Genomic DNA, 13,397 nt, shown 5'->3' with positions numbered 1-13,397 from the left:
CCTTGTACAAAAAATGCCAAGCCGATAGCGTCGACGCCATGAGTACACCCAAACTGACGAAAATCGATCACCCTCCCGCCACCCTGCGCGACATGGTACAGGAACGCATGCGCGAGGCGATCATCGAAGGATTGTTCGAGCCCGGTCAAAGGCTTGTCGAACGCCCGCTTTGCGACCAGCTGGGCGTCAGCAGAACGGTGATCCGCGAAACCATCCGCTATCTCGAAGCCGAGGGGCTGGTGGAAATTCTACCCGGTCGCGGGCCCATCGTGGCCACCATGAGCCGCGAAGACGCGCGCCAAATCTATGATATCCGCCGCATGCTCGAGACAGCGGCGGCCGAAAACTGCGCCCGCAAGATCACACCCGAACGCGCGCGATCCCTCAAGGAAGCACTGAAACGTCTGAAGCAGGGCTTTGCTGACCGGACCCCGGGCGCCTTGTTTCGCGCCACAGCCGATTTCTACTCCGAGATCTTTGACGGGGCGGGTCACTACATCGCTTGGGATATCGTTCAGCGTCTGAACGGCCGGATCAGTCGGCTGCGCATGATGACCCTGTCGACAGCGGACCGGGACCGCCCCGGCATCGCGCATATGGAGCTGATTTGCGAGGCCATAATCTCCGGCAACCCGGATGCCGCGCGGGTCGCAGTTGAAAGACATCTGGATGACACGACGGCCATCGCCGACCGTCTGCTCGCCGCAGAAGAAAAGAACGAAAATGACTGACACACCCAAAGGCTATTGGATTGCCAACGTTACCATTACCGACCCTGAGGCTTACCTGGATTATCAAGCTCTCGCCCCCGAAGCCTTTCGCAAGTTTGGCGCCCGGTTTCTAGCCCGCGGCGATGCTGAAACTCTTGAAGGACAGAAATGGCAGCGACGGGTTATCATTGAGTTTGACAGTATAGAGCTGGCGCGCGCCTGTTACGCATCTGACGAATACCGCATCGCGAGAGAAAAAAGAGCCAATGCGTGCCATGCAGACATCGCCCTGATTGAAGGTGTGGAGTAGCTTTCCTGTCGCTTCGGCAACTTCACGAACAATCAGCGTTCGGAGAACTCAGTATATCAAGTTGAGCATCAACAACGACACGGCCAGGAACAGCACGGTCATAACTCCGCCTGAACGCACAAAATCCATAACTTTATAACCCGCAGGACCCATTATGAGAGCGTTGACCTGATGAGTGGGAATAATGAAGCTGTTCGAGGTCGATATCGCCACTGTCAGCGCAAATACGGCCGGGTTGCCGCCAGCCGCCACCGCGATCGATACGGCCAGGGGTACAAGTAAAACAGTCGCACCGACGTTTGACATTACAAGCGAAAAGACTGTGGCCAGAATTGCGACGCCGGCCTGAAGTGCCCAAATTGGCCAGCCGTTCAGGATGACCAGAATCTGCTGCGCGATCCAGGCTGCAGTGCCCGTGTTCTGCACGGCCTGCCCCAGCGGTATCAGGCACGCAAGCAGAAAAACGGTATTCCATCCGACGGCACGGTACGCCTCGTCCACGCTGAGCACACGGGTTAGCATCATTCCGGCCGCTCCGGTCAACAGGCACAACGACAACCGCACATCGGTGAACAATATCAGCGACAGCGAAATCGCAAAGAACAGCAGAGCCCAACCAACTTTCTGAGGGCGCAGTTCGTCTTGTGGGAAATCTGTGGTCACGACAACAAAATCGGGATCCCGCTTGATCCGCATCAGGTTGTCCCATCTGGTATGCGCAACAAGCATGTCGCCTGCGTGAAACTTCTCCAGCCCGATCTGGGTGGATTCGTGCGTTTCAGTTTCTACGTGGCTAAGCGTTTCTTCGCCCCGGTGAATAGCCAGCAACGACATGCCATATGTCTTGCGAAACAAAAGCTCGCGTGGGCATTTCCCAATCAACTTACTGTCGGGCGTGACGACAACTTCGGCTATGCCCGCGTTTGTCGCCGCAAATTCTTCGACGAAAATGTCCAGTTCCGGAAGGACAGTCAGTCCGAATTTCTCGGCAAACTCCTCGACGACCCAGCGGCGACCGATGATCGCAAGCCTACAAGGCGCGGCGATTTCGGCTGTCAGGACCTGAACCATCGAGGTTTTCCCGCGATAGAAAGTAGAGATTATATAGAGGTGGTTTTCGTGGTTGATATCCGCCAGCACCTGCCCAACCAGTGGACTGTCAGCAGGCACGATCACCTCAAAAACATCGGCTTTCAGACCGTAGACTCGTTGCAGATATTCCTGTGTGCCCTGTCCCGTTCCAGTGTTTTCAGAACCTGCGTCGCCCGGCAGCACCCAGCGGCCCAGCAGCAAGAAATACACGATCCCGGTCAGGATCAGGACGGCACCAATAGGTGTGACGGAAAAGAGCCCGAACGGCGGCATTTTCTGCCCTTCGGGCAGGCCTTCGTTGGCCGTCAGGATCAGATCGTTCAGCAGGATCAGTGGCGAGGACCCAACCATCGTCATCGTACCGCCCAAGATGGCGCAGAATCCCATTGGCATCAGCAGGCGTGACAGCGGAATTCCTGACCTTGAAGAAATGCGGCTGACGACCGGCAGGAACAGCGCGGCTGCCCCCACATTCTGCATGAACGATGATATCACGCCAACGGTACCGGACACGATGGGCAATACACGGTTCTCGGATGTGCCACCGTATTTCAGAATAACGGCGGCGACCTTGTTCATGATGCCCGTTTTGTCCAAACCGGCACCGACGATCATGACCGCGATAATCGAGATTACGGCGTTTGATGCAAATCCGTCGAACAGGTGCGGAACATTCGCAAGGTTATCCAACCCGGGCGCATAGCTGAGGAGACCGATAATAACCAGCACAAGTATTGCCGAGAGATCAATTCTGACAATTTCGGAAACAAACAGAAAGACGGTAAAGGCCAAAAGGGCGCAAACCACACCCATCTCGAAACTGAAGGCCACTTGTTCCACAAATATCACCTGGAGTTTGAACTGTTTTTCTAGAACACCTAGACCATCGTCACCCAATTGTCATGAAATTACAATTTGCACCTGTGATGCGATGCCAAATGACGCGCGCAAACGCTATCTGCGCACTAATATTTTGCGCGCCGTTCTTTCGGGAGGGGAATTGGAATCATACGTCCATGAAAGGGCCACGGGTGGTCCCATGTAGTTTCTGGGGTCGTATTCGACTAAGACTTAGCAGCCTCATGATACTTTTTGCGTATGTCTTCAATGTCGACTGTCGGTGGCGGAAACCGCATATCGAGAGACTCCATGTATTCGGCGACGATCCGGGAGACTGCCAGATTCCGAAACCACTTGTGGTTTGCCGGAATAACGAACCATGGCGCATGTTCTGTGCTGCATTTACTCAACGCGGCCTCGAAGGCTTTGGTGTAGTCATCCCAAAATGGCCGTTCCGCGTAATCGCCTTCGCTGATTTTCCAGTGACGCGCCGGATCGTCGATCCTTTCTTTGAAGCGGCTCAGTTCTTCTTCGGGACTGATATGCAAATAGAACTTCAAAACGTGTGTTTCGCTGTCGCGCAGCAACGCCTCGAACGCATTAATATGATCGTATCGTTTTTCCCAAACGTCCTTCGGGACCAGGTCGTGCACCCGAACGACAAGAACGTCCTCGTAATGGGATCGATTGAAGATCGAGACCTGCCCCTTTCCGGGGGTTTCCTTGTGATAGCGCCAGAGAAAATCGTGACCAGCCTCTTCGGGCGTGGGCACTTTGAACCCACTTACCTTGCAACCCTGCGGGTTCATGGCCGCCAACACATGGTTGATCGTTCCATCCTTGCCTGCGGCATCCCTGCCTTGAAGGCAAATCAGCAGGGACCGTTTCTTTTCCGCGTACATCAAATACTGGAGTTCGCTCAGCTTTTGCGAATAAGCCTGTATCTCAGGAAGCGCGTGTTCATGGCTTTCGTGTTTGTCCTTGAAATTCGGATCGATGCTGTCGAGCTCCACCGAGCTTCCGGGTTTGACGCGGAACTTATTGAAATAGTGCATTCCAACTCCTTTCCGTTGCAAATTGCGCTGTGTCTCAGGCTGTCCTTGAATGAAGGTGACGGTTCTGCCGCTGCAACCTGCGATACATGGCAAGTTTCACCTGATCCAATATGACCATCCAGACGAGCATATAGATCCAGACCATCAGTATGATCGTCCACGGGATTTGTTCGACGAATACCCCGGAGCCACACAGCAAGACTGCAAGAATCTGAGTGCCTACAACCGCGATGAACAACGGGCGCGCTGGCCAGGGGTGCGCAAAGAACGCTCCACGTGACCGAATGACCAGCAGCAGAAGATGTCCACCTGCCGCCAACTGCAGAAACAGCACGGTCTGAAGCTGCTCTTGCGTCAGCGAAATCCATGCCTGCAGGCTTTGGTTGTTGATCCATTCCATGCCGATCAAGAGCAGCCCGAAGGTCTGTACCACCGACAGGACTCCCATCAGGCTTGCGCCGAATAATATGCGCCGCATATCCCAACGAACCGGTGCTTTGGGCAGGTTTGTGTTGTCATACGCGATCGTCATGATCGGCACATCGTCGAGCAACGCAAGCATGATGATCATGATCGGGGTCAAGGGCGAAAACCCAAACAGGACCGTCGCCAGCACCACCACAAACATGATGTCGAGTGTCATTGCGACGCGGTACACAATGTAGTTTACGATCCGTTCGAATATTTGCCGGGCTTCCTCAATGGCGTCGATGATCGTGGACAAGCCAGGGGCCGTCAGGATCAGTGCAGCGGCAGCTCTGGCTGCATCGGTGGCACCGCTGACGGCAACGCCGCAATCTGCCTGCTTCAAAGCCGGGGCATCGTTTACGCCGTCGCCTGTCATCGCAACAACATGACCGCGATCCTGAAGCGCTTTGACAATGGCGTATTTGTGCTCCGGGAAAACGCGGGCGAACCCATCGGCCTTCTCTACGCAGGCAGTCACCGGCTCGGGCAGATGGCTCAGATCCATGCCATCCTTGAACAGATCCGACGCCGCCTGAAGATGCGACCCCATTCCCAACTGCCCGGCAATCTCGTTTCCAATGGCCACGTCGTCTCCGGTTACCATTTTGACCTGCAGACCATGCGCCATGGCCCTTTGAATGGTTTCCTTGGAGTCATCGCGCGGCGGATCGTATAGCGACAATATTCCCAGGAACCGCCACGTTTTCCCTTGATCGTCCGACCGCGCAATCCCAAGCGCACGCATCCCCTTCGAGGCAAGATCATCAACGGATTTCTGCGCCTTGGCCTTTGAAGCCGCGTCAATATCGCTCAGATCCAATATGACCTGCGGCGCTCCTTTCGTGTACGAGGCCGCCTTTCCCTGCGCGTCCGTGACCTGTGCCTCGGTCCGTTTGGACACCGGATCAAACGGTACGAAGTTTGATTGCTTGTAACCCGACAATTCATCGCGGTTTGCCAGTCCGGCAATCACGGCGGCGTCGATCGGATCATCTCCGTCAAAGTGGGACGCGAGGGAACCCGCCAGTATCAGTTCGTCTGCGTCCTTGGCAGCAAACAGGACGGGATCGCCCAGGCTCAGCTGGTTTTTGGTCAACGTTCCAGTCTTGTCCGAACACAGTACATCAACACCTGCCAGTTCCTCGATCGCCTCCAACCGCGACACGATTGCCTTTTTCTTGGACAGGTTCATCGCGCCCAACGCGTTGGTGACGGTCATCACCGTGGGCATGGCCACGGGGATCGAGGCGATGAGGAGGGCCAGCACTGTTCTCAGGATGTCAGCGGCAGCAGTCCAGTGCCAAGAGTGTTCGACTACAATGTCGCGGTAGAGTTCCGCGCCAACCAGAATGAACGCAAGAATAAGCGAAAGAATGATGAGAAAATCACCAATATGGGTGACGGCCTTTTGAGAATGCGACGCCCCAGATCCGGCCCCGGCGACCAGGCTGGCCGTGCGCCCAAAGAAGGTGTTGTTGCCCGTTTCTATGACAACCGCGGTCATTTCGCCTTTTTTGGCGATACTGCCGGAGTAGCCGACGTCCCCGACTTTCTTGGCGACCGGCAGAGATTCCCCGGTCAGCGCGGCCTGATCGATACTGATATATTCCCCATCTGTGAAACGTACGTCCGCCGGGACAACATCGCCCAGCTTAACCCGCACGATGTCGCCCGGAACGATATCTGCTGCGTCAATCTGAGAGAACGTGCCATCGCGCTTTGCGTCGGCTTTGGGCGCCATCCCGGCCTTGAGCGCGGCCAGCGCGTCTGCTGCTTTGCGTTCTTGCCAGAAGCCTGACACGGCATTGTAGACCAGCAGGACAAGGATAATGCAGAAATCGGACCAGTGCCCGATCAAAGCAGACAGAACAGCCGCTATTTCGATCATCCAGGGGATCGGACCCCAGAGATATTTGAACAGCCGCTGAAGATTGCTCACTTTCTCTTCGGCCAATTCGTTGCGACCAAACTTCTGAAGGCGTGCGTTTACTTCGGTGGAAGTCAGGCCATCGCTCGACGTATGCAGTTCACTCAGGACTGACGAAAGATCGGCTTTTTCGAGGTTCAGCTTGTTGCCTTGGGATTTCGCTTTGACTTCTTTGACCATCGCTCTGTCACCTATCGCTGAATTCCGCAGGGCTTAGTTCAAACAAAAAAATGAATACTAAACACAAGCGCGGTGCATTTGTCACGCCTGTTGCAACTTCAACAGGCAGCGATCCTGTTGAAGATGAAAATTTTTTGTCGCCAGACTCTGGTAGTGTTTCAGATGAAAGACGGAACGCAACCGGTGGTTCAAACGGTGAAAGTCACCGCCGTCGTGTTTGAAAAACGCAGGATCAATATGGCTGCGAAACGGCCTGACACCCTTGTGGCTTCACCTTGAATTCACCCCCAGGGCATTATCCCTGAATATGGTGCACGCGCCGCAACGTTATGAGCCATTTGGGCCAGAGTCGTGAGGTCAAATACCGGCAGTTTCAGCTCTTCCTGAATTCGGGCGGCGTAGGGCGGCAGATCGGTGCATTCCAGTACCAATGAACGAATGCCGGGTGTTTCGTCTTTCAAGCTGTGGGCGGCTTGCAGAACTTCAGCCTCGATGAGGTCCGTATTCATACTTGTCCGTGTGTTCCGCAAGATCACCTCAGCAAACTCACTGGTTTCTTCCAGTCCTTTCACGGCCACCGGAATACCCGCCGCACCAACGCCTTCGAAATGCCGAGCGGTCAGGGCCGATGCGTCAGCGGTCAAAACCCCTACAGGCGCGCTGGCACCAGTCATGTGATAAGCCAAGGGCACCTGAATCAGGCTCGAGGCGAATACAGGCACGGAAACGGCGGCGGCCAGTTCCTTCTGAAACAAAGCCAGAAAACCGCAACTGCCCGTGATGGCTCGCACGCCTTCTGCCTCAAGCCGTTGTGCACCTTTGATGAAGGGCGCCAGCAAATCAGGTGTCGGGTTGTTCAGCAAAGTCGGTACGGTTACGCCATCGATCATCTCGTAGAGAACCGGAAACGACAGGCTCGATGGGTTTTTGATGTGCCCGGGAGGTTTCGGGAAATAGCTTTCCAGGCACAGAACACCAATCGAAGCCCCACATATGTTTTGTCCACCTCTGTAAACCGGCATTTTGGGTACGTCCTTCTGATGAGATTGCGCTGTGTTGGTTTGTGTCGCTCAGAACCGGGTCAGGGAAAACCGAGCAAGATCAATGTTATGGCGGCGCCCGGATACCAAATCCGCAACAAGCTCTCCCGTTTTCGGCGCCATCATGAGCCCGTAATGAGAATGCCCGAAGGCCGTGTAGAGCCCCGAATTTCCATTAAGCTGTCCGATAGCGGGAAGGCTGTCCGGAAAAGACGGGCGTCGTCCCATCCAGAATTGCGTTTGGCTGGTATCGAGGTCTGGCACCATTGCCTTGGCCTGATCTGTCAGAACCGCCCGTTTGCGTGGGTCGACAGGGGCGTCGATGCTCGCAAATTCGGCTGTCCCGGCAACCCGCAGACCGTCCCGCATCGAACTTGCCACCACCTTTGCATCCACATCCATCACCGAGTTGTTCAAAAACATGGACGGGTTGGGAAATTCAACATGGTATCCACGCTCGGCCACCAACGGAACGGCCAACCCAAGCGGTTTCAGAAGGTCAGCGGACCAGACACCAGCGGCGAGCACAACATGCTTGGTGTGTAAAGTTCCATCTGGCGTTGCCAGGTTCCAGCCCCCGTCCTCTGCCCGCGCCAGACCCGTTATCTCGGTCCGCGCAATCTCGGCTCCCTGACCGCGGGCTTTGTCCGCCAGAACCGCTCCGACGCGGCCCGGCGAAATAACCCGCGCTTGCCCTTTGATAAGAACTGCCGCTTTGAAGTCGCGCGACAATGCCGGTTCGAGGCGGTGCAACTCATCACCGTCAATACGCTCCAGCTGTCCGCCTTTTTCCGTGCGGATCCGATAATCCAGACCATTCAGGTTGGCCTGTTCCGGGTGGCGAAATGCGTGAACGTAATAACTGTCCGTGATCAGGTCCTCATGGCCTGTTCCCAGAAGGTGCCGACGGTACAGCTCGATCGACGGGCGGCACAGTAATTCCATGGCGTCCGCGACCTCGCGAACGGTTTTTTCGCCGGAGTTTCCGAGAAACCGCAGGCCCCACGGCACCATCTTTGGCCAGAATGAGAACCGAACAGACAAAGCGCTTTTCGGGTCCAGCAGCATTTGGGGAAGCTTCTTCCAGATGCCCGGCACGGATTGCGGGATAATCGACCAGGGCGACACTACACCCGCGTTCCCGAACGAGGTTTCCTGACCCGGCTCGCCCCTGTCGACAAGCCGAACCGGGATACCGCGTTCCTGCAGCGACAAGGCGCAGCAGATGCCGACGATCCCAGCGCCGATGATGGTAACTTGTTCTGTCATCTTTCAGGCCGGAGAGTGGCTGCGCGTGCGGGCGATCAGTTGTGCAACAATAACGGGCGACGCCACCGCGAGTGCGATCAGATCAGCGGTCAGCGTTGGCGCGACGAAGATGACGCCAGCAATCGCCATCAGTATCCGCGACACCATGTTCAACGGTTGCAGCCAATAGCCGACCACCGCGGCCGACAAGGCGATGACACCGGCGATGCAACTGGTTGCGGTATATGTGAACTCCCAAAGATCGAACCCGGTCGAGGATACGAACAGCAAAACGGGGGCATAGACAAAAGCCATGGGCGCGATAACTTTCCCCAACCCCAGAGTAAATGCGGATAAACCGGTTCGGAACGGGTTTGAGTTGGCAATGGCCGCCGCCGCATAGGCTGACGTGCATACCGGAGGTGTGATCTCGGACACCACGCCGTAGTAGAGCACGAACAGGTGGCTCGCGATCGGCGGAACGCCCAACTGCGCCAGCGCGGGCTGCGCGACGGATACCAGCATGATGTAAAGCGCCGTGGTCGGGATGCCTGCGCCCATCAGGATGCAGACGATGGCGATGAAGACCAGCGAGATGAACAGTTGGAGGTCTTCCATCGCAAACAGTTGGAAGCTGCCGAATGAGATCATGTTGTACAGGTCCGACGCCAGATTGCCTGCGCCCTGAGTCACCATGAACCCGATACGGAAACCGATACCGGTCGTGTTGATCACGCCAACCACGATGCCCACAGCTGCAGCCGCCGCTCCAACCGCCAGCGAGTATTTCACGCCCAGTTCAACGGCCTGCAGCATCTCGGGTACTTCGATCCGTTTCTGCGGGTTCAGTGTGGCGATCACCAACAGCCCACAAAGGATCAAAGTCATGTTCAGATCGAACCCGCCATCAGAGAATTTCCACAGCACAAAGGCCAGAAATGCGGCCGCGTAGATCAATGTCGGAGGTTGCCTCAGTCGCGACATACCGGCGATAACCGCAAGGGAGATGCCACAAAAAGCCGACATGAAGGGCGTGTAGCCGGTGAACAGAACCACCAGAAGGCCGATCAGGGGGACGATATTGGCCCAGCCTTCTGCCCAGACAGCCTTAAGCTGCGGCAGTTGTTCTTTCGCCAATCCCTGCAAGTTCAGTTTGCGCGCCATCAGGTGCACCACGGCGAAGACGCCAACATAGTGCAGGATCGCCGGGAAGATCGCGGCGATGACGATTGTGGTGTAAGGCACCTCAAGAAACTCGGCCATGATAAAGGCTGCGGCTCCCATGATCGGTGGCGTGATCTGGCCACCAGCCGAGGACGCGGCCTCGACGCCGCCTGCAAAATGCCCGGGGTATCCCAGGCGCTTCATGTTGGGAATTGTCAGCGCGCCGGTCGAAACGGTGTTGGCCACCGAAGAGCCCGAGATCGTGCCGAAGAAGGCCGAGGATACCACCGACACTTTTGCCGGACCACCAGTATAACGGCCCGCCAAAATCGTAGCGTTGTCGATGAAAAGCTGTCCCAACCCGGTGCGCTGAGCGATCACACCGAACAGGACAAAGTGAAAGACGATGGTCGAAACGACCCAAAGGGTAACACCGTAGATGCCCTCTTGCGGGAAATACATCGACGACACGAAAGTTTTGAAGTTCACGCCGGGGTGTTGCAGCAGGCCAGGGAAGTACGGCCCGAGCAGGGCGTATGAGATAAAGACGCAGATGATCAGCGGCAGCACCCAACCCAAAGTGCGGCGCGCGATGTCCAGCACCAGCAGGATGATGATCACGCCCAAAATCACGTCGTACGTGTTGGGGTTGCCCATGCGGAACGTCTGTTCCTCGATCCCCAGAAACGGAATGCCGCGCCAAGCGACACCCACATACAGCGCCGCAATGATCCCAAGGGCCATGAAGACGAGATCATAAAGAGGGATGTTGCCGATGCGAAACCGGCTGACCTTGAGCGCATAGAGGCTTTTGGCCCCGATAATCGGGATAGTCGCGTAGACCAGAATGAACAGCAGGGCCAGATAGATGCCCATGTGCCAGTGATCGGCTGGCAGGCCAAACCCGGCGGTGAAGAATTCGTAAAACGCAAAGATCAGGGCGACAACGCGCAGAACCTTGCCCGTCGTCGGCGTAACCTGCCGGACGGCAGCGCCTTCGTCGAACTGTTCTTCGATGGCAGCCAGTTCCTCGGCTGTTAGCTCGTGGTCATCAAGTTTCTGTATCCCGGACATGATGGCCCCCCTGAATGCGCGTGCTTTGAAGGTGCGGTGCCCCGCTCAGGGGCACCGGACGATTGATTGCGCCGAATTTCGGCTATTAAAGAAGCCCGGCTTCCTTGTAGAACTTCTCGGCACCCGGATGCAGCGGAACACCCAAGGCTTCGACACCATCCAACGCGGTATCAGGCGTGATCTGCTTGCCTTTGGCATGGCCGTTATCCAGCAGCTTGCGGGTGTTGTCGTTCCACAGGGCCTTGGTCAGCTGATAAACCAGATCCTCCGACAGATCCGACGACACAACCAGCATTGCGCTGACCGCCGGTGTCTTGGTCTCGGCGTCGATCCCGTCATAGACGCCACCCGGAATGGCCGAGGGGATGTAGGCCGGGATGATCTCGTTGATCTTCGCCAAATCCTCGTCCGAGAAGGAATGCAGATTCATACCCTTCGTCGAAGATAGCTGCACCATCGCGGCAACCGGCCAGCCTGCTGCATAGAAATAGGCGTCCAACTGACCGTCGGCCAGACGCTCGGCGCTCTGACTGTTGTTCAGTTCGGCTTCGTCCATGTTGTCGCGGTTGACGCCCCACGCCTCAAGCATCTGCAACACGGCAACCTGCGTTCCTGAACCGGCCTGTGCAATGCCGACGCGCTTCCCCTCCAGATCGCTCAGGTCGTTGATGGTCTCACCAGCGGGCAAAACCAGATGGAGGTCTTCGGGAAAAAGGTTGGCCACGATGCGCAGTTTCGGATGAGGCTTGCCTTCGAATTTGCCCTCACCCAGATACATCGAGCGTGTGACGTCGGCGGCGGCCAGACCGGCCTCAAGCTCTCCGTTCTGAACTGCGGCATTGTTGAAGACCGATGCGGTCGTTGATTGCGCAATGGCGATCAGACCGGGCACACCACACTGGCCGCCCTCCTCACAGGGACGCGAACCCGGAGGGGCCGAGATACCGTTTGCAATAGTGCCGCCGATCGGGAAGTAGGTCCCGCCTGCGCCCCCGGTGCCGATGCGGAAGAATGTCGGGTCCTGCGCCAATGCGGGCGCAGCAAGCGCTCCTGCCAATGCGAGACCTGTCAGGCATTTCATGAGTTTCATTGTCATCTCCCAGTTTTGGATCCTTGGATTCGGTTCACCCGAACTTCGATCCTGAAAGCCTAAAAGTAATTCTCATAAATACAAATTTGTTATATTTCACAAAACTAAAGTTTAGCTTATGTGTCTAAGGATGAACCTCACGCAGCTCACAGTGTTTCGCGAAGTGATGGAAACAGGCTCCATCTCTCAGACAGCGAAGAAACTGAACCGCACACAACCGGCGATCAGCCTGGCGTTGAAGAACCTGGAAAAAAGTCTTGGACTGGCCTTGTTCGAACGCAAGGGGCGGCGCCTCGTTCCAGTTCCGGAGGCTCATTATTTGCTGGCCGAAACGACTGACATTCTGGACCGGCTTTCAACGATTTCCAATACGATGGACGGATTGATCAAAGGTCATTCGGGCAGCTTGAATATTGCCACCATGCCCGGCCCCTCGGCCTTTTTGTTTCCTCGCTTCATCAGCCAGTCGGTTGGCGAAAACCCCGAGATCCGCATCACGCTGTCAACACGCAGTTCGCCGCAAATCATGGAGCTTGCGGGTACTCAGAATATCGATTTCGGATTTGCGGACTTTGAGTTTTCCGTCGGCAAGCAACGTCAATTTTCGGCCGAAATCATCAGCGGCGATTGTTTTTGCGCTATGGATCGGGGCAACCCTCTGGCAACCAAAAACAGCATCAACATCTCCGATTTAGACGGCGTTCCGATGGGTGGATTGCACACAACCCATCCTTTTCAGGGAAAGATAAAACAGGAGTTTCAGGCGATATCCGCCCGGTACAATCCGACCGTGACGTGTCAGTATTTTCTGCCGCTTATTCCTTTTGTCAGTTCAGGCCAGTGTTGCACGATTGTTGACCCATTGACGGTTGCAACCGAGCGGGAGCTCAACCTCTCAAATGACCGCGTCGTTTTCCTCCCTTTTGATGACCCGCTCAGGTATGAGTACGCGATCCTGAAACCTGAACATCGACCAACTTCGCGTCTGGCCTTGAAGATAAGAGAAGGTTGGAAGATCGAGGTGCAGAAAATGCTTGCTGAAGTTGGTGCAAATCCCCAAACGCGGAAGATTTCAGACGAGACTGGAAGGCACAGTTAGGACTTTGCGGAAAATTTCGCTGCGTTTTCCGGCAATCCGAGCCGCCCGGGAACGTGCAATATCATGACCCTACCCGCCTCGTGGTGCCGCCAAGCATGGT

The 13,397-nt window shown here is 56.0% G+C and carries 11 protein-coding genes; 4 read left to right on the top strand and 7 right to left on the bottom strand.

Annotation, left to right across the window (positions count from 1 at the left end; genetic code table 11):
• Nucleotides 1-38 precede the first annotated feature (38 nt).
• Both AC2TDJ_RS09715 and AC2TDJ_RS09710 read left to right on the top strand, forming a co-directional pair.
• On the top strand, nt 39-731 hold the full coding sequence (locus AC2TDJ_RS09715; RefSeq protein WP_480841644.1) for a GntR family transcriptional regulator: 693 nt from the start codon (nt 39-41) through the stop codon (nt 729-731).
• Nucleotides 724-1,020, top strand: a complete 297-nt coding sequence (locus AC2TDJ_RS09710) for a DUF1330 domain-containing protein (protein WP_480841642.1) — start codon at nt 724-726, stop codon at nt 1,018-1,020. The genes AC2TDJ_RS09715 and AC2TDJ_RS09710 overlap by 8 nt, the downstream gene beginning before the upstream one ends.
• A 48-nt stretch (nt 1,021-1,068) precedes the next feature.
• Here AC2TDJ_RS09710 and AC2TDJ_RS09705 read toward each other — a convergent pair whose 3' ends face one another.
• From AC2TDJ_RS09705 to AC2TDJ_RS09695, 3 genes are all read right to left on the bottom strand, one after another.
• Nucleotides 1,069-2,925 carry an SLC13 family permease gene (locus tag AC2TDJ_RS09705; RefSeq protein ID WP_480842242.1) on the bottom strand — a complete coding sequence of 619 codons (1,857 nt, stop codon included), beginning with the start codon at nt 2,923-2,925 and terminating at the stop codon, nt 1,069-1,071.
• A 251-nt stretch (nt 2,926-3,176) separates the two neighbouring features.
• A complete protein-coding gene (locus AC2TDJ_RS09700) occupies nt 3,177-4,007 on the bottom strand; it encodes a polyphosphate kinase 2 family protein (protein ID WP_480841640.1) in 831 nt (276 codons plus the stop codon).
• Between the two features lie 34 nt (nt 4,008-4,041).
• Nucleotides 4,042-6,582, bottom strand: a complete 2,541-nt coding sequence (locus AC2TDJ_RS09695) for a plasma-membrane proton-efflux P-type ATPase (protein WP_480841638.1) — start codon at nt 6,580-6,582, stop codon at nt 4,042-4,044.
• A gap of 50 nt (nt 6,583-6,632) precedes the next feature.
• Here AC2TDJ_RS09695 and AC2TDJ_RS09690 point away from each other — a divergent pair, with 50 nt between their 5' ends.
• Nucleotides 6,633-6,803, top strand: a complete 171-nt coding sequence (locus AC2TDJ_RS09690; RefSeq protein WP_480841636.1) for a hypothetical protein — start codon at nt 6,633-6,635, stop codon at nt 6,801-6,803.
• Nucleotides 6,804-6,863: 60 nt separating this feature from the next.
• Here the strand turns inward: AC2TDJ_RS09690 and AC2TDJ_RS09685 are convergent, their stop codons facing one another.
• The 4 genes from AC2TDJ_RS09685 to AC2TDJ_RS09670 all read right to left on the bottom strand — a co-directional run bounded on the left by AC2TDJ_RS09685 (nt 6,864) and on the right by AC2TDJ_RS09670 (nt 12,198).
• Nucleotides 6,864-7,604, bottom strand: a complete 741-nt coding sequence (locus AC2TDJ_RS09685; RefSeq protein WP_480841634.1) for an aspartate/glutamate racemase family protein — start codon at nt 7,602-7,604, stop codon at nt 6,864-6,866.
• A 48-nt stretch (nt 7,605-7,652) separates the two neighbouring features.
• Entirely contained in the window at nt 7,653-8,891 is a 1,239-nt protein-coding gene (locus AC2TDJ_RS09680; protein WP_480841632.1) for an NAD(P)/FAD-dependent oxidoreductase, read from the bottom strand.
• A 3-nt stretch (nt 8,892-8,894) separates the two neighbouring features.
• Complete coding sequence (locus tag AC2TDJ_RS09675) at nt 8,895-11,108, bottom strand: TRAP transporter permease (RefSeq protein ID WP_480841630.1); 2,214 nt, start codon at nt 11,106-11,108, stop codon at nt 8,895-8,897.
• An 85-nt stretch (nt 11,109-11,193) separates the two neighbouring features.
• A complete protein-coding gene (locus AC2TDJ_RS09670; protein WP_480841628.1) occupies nt 11,194-12,198 on the bottom strand; it encodes a TAXI family TRAP transporter solute-binding subunit in 1,005 nt (334 codons plus the stop codon).
• Between the two features lie 130 nt (nt 12,199-12,328).
• Here AC2TDJ_RS09670 and AC2TDJ_RS09665 point away from each other — a divergent pair, with 130 nt between their 5' ends.
• Nucleotides 12,329-13,297 carry a LysR family transcriptional regulator gene (locus AC2TDJ_RS09665; protein ID WP_480841626.1) on the top strand — a complete coding sequence of 323 codons (969 nt, stop codon included), beginning with the start codon at nt 12,329-12,331 and terminating at the stop codon, nt 13,295-13,297.
• Nucleotides 13,298-13,397 lie beyond the last annotated feature (100 nt).

It is taken from the genome of Ruegeria sp. HKCCD6647-2, from assembly GCF_057221075.1.
Note: the sequence above shows the minus strand (reverse complement) of the source record. Positions and strands in the feature narration are given on the sequence as shown.

Bases quoted from the DNA above. Each gene is read 5' to 3' on its own strand.
- AC2TDJ_RS09715 (WP_480841644.1), top strand. From the start codon at position 39: ATGAGTACACCCAAACTGACGAAAATCGATCACCCTCCCGCCACCCTG.
- AC2TDJ_RS09710 (WP_480841642.1), top strand. From the start codon at position 724: ATGACTGACACACCCAAAGGCTATTGGATTGCCAACGTTACCATTACC.
- AC2TDJ_RS09705 (WP_480842242.1), bottom strand. From the start codon at position 2,925: ATGGGTGTGGTTTGCGCCCTTTTGGCCTTTACCGTCTTTCTGTTTGTT.
- AC2TDJ_RS09700 (WP_480841640.1), bottom strand. From the start codon at position 4,007: ATGCACTATTTCAATAAGTTCCGCGTCAAACCCGGAAGCTCGGTGGAG.
- AC2TDJ_RS09695 (WP_480841638.1), bottom strand. From the start codon at position 6,582: ATGGTCAAAGAAGTCAAAGCGAAATCCCAAGGCAACAAGCTGAACCTC.
- AC2TDJ_RS09690 (WP_480841636.1), top strand. From the start codon at position 6,633: ATGAATACTAAACACAAGCGCGGTGCATTTGTCACGCCTGTTGCAACT.
- AC2TDJ_RS09685 (WP_480841634.1), bottom strand. From the start codon at position 7,604: ATGCCGGTTTACAGAGGTGGACAAAACATATGTGGGGCTTCGATTGGT.
- AC2TDJ_RS09680 (WP_480841632.1), bottom strand. From the start codon at position 8,891: ATGACAGAACAAGTTACCATCATCGGCGCTGGGATCGTCGGCATCTGC.
- AC2TDJ_RS09675 (WP_480841630.1), bottom strand. From the start codon at position 11,108: ATGTCCGGGATACAGAAACTTGATGACCACGAGCTAACAGCCGAGGAA.
- AC2TDJ_RS09670 (WP_480841628.1), bottom strand. From the start codon at position 12,198: ATGAAACTCATGAAATGCCTGACAGGTCTCGCATTGGCAGGAGCGCTT.
- AC2TDJ_RS09665 (WP_480841626.1), top strand. From the start codon at position 12,329: ATGAACCTCACGCAGCTCACAGTGTTTCGCGAAGTGATGGAAACAGGC.